Origin of the sequence: Lichenihabitans sp. Uapishka_5, assembly GCF_033947565.1 — a bacterium.
Taxonomy (GTDB): Bacteria; Pseudomonadota; Alphaproteobacteria; order Rhizobiales; family Beijerinckiaceae; genus Lichenihabitans.
The window spans coordinates 1-699 of sequence record NZ_JARPVX010000222.1 but is presented as its reverse complement, the minus strand read 5'-3'; the positions used below and the strand labels follow the sequence as shown (position 1 = coordinate 699).

The following is a 699-nucleotide window of genomic DNA, read 5'->3' as shown; positions in this document are numbered from 1 at the left end:
GCAGCGTTCCCTCATCGACGAGTTGCGCGATGTACATGGCCCGGGCGATCCCCGGATAGGTGTCCATCATCTCGTCCATGGTCTGGCGCGAGATCCTGGCGACCTGCGCTTTCGTCACGGTCTGGATGCTGTGATCCATTTCGGCCAGCATGCCGATGTGGAGGTCGCAGGCGTCGCCGGGCATCAGGAAGGCCATGATCTGCCGGGAGCCGCTGGGCAGCACCTTGTAGCGAAATGCCCAGCCCTCCAGCATGACGAACACGGCGCCGGGCCGATCGCCTTCGCGGATGAGATCCGTACGGGCTCCGAAGGTGCCCGGTGCTCGGGTTGCAACCTCGAGCGCTTCGATCTCGGTAGCCGTGAGTTCAACGAACCCAAGAAGTTTCTGAATGAAACGGTTCGTCATCACAAAGATCTATAGTGAACATAAAACAATAGTAATATCAAATGATACAAAGAATGGCCAATTAAACCGGCCGGTTTGCGGCCGTAGTCCGAGCATTCATCAAGAATGTGCTTGAACGTTCACCACAGCGCTGTGGTCCGGTGTTCTGACCGTCTTTGAGACGTTCACAATTCCCAGAGCGTCAACATGCTCTCCGCTGCGGCCGGATCAGCCTCGATGCGGTAGACGGCTTGGCGTGAGTGTCAAATCGCTTCCAACGACGACCCCCATTTCGCGTCCAATCCCGACCCCTC

General features: G+C 57.7%; 1 protein-coding gene. It reads right to left on the bottom strand.

The features are described 5' to 3' along the window. On the bottom strand, window positions 1–406 hold a 406-nt coding region (locus P7D22_RS23315; RefSeq protein WP_319936620.1), incomplete at its 3' end, for a Crp/Fnr family transcriptional regulator. Window positions 407–699: the final 293 nt, after the last annotated feature.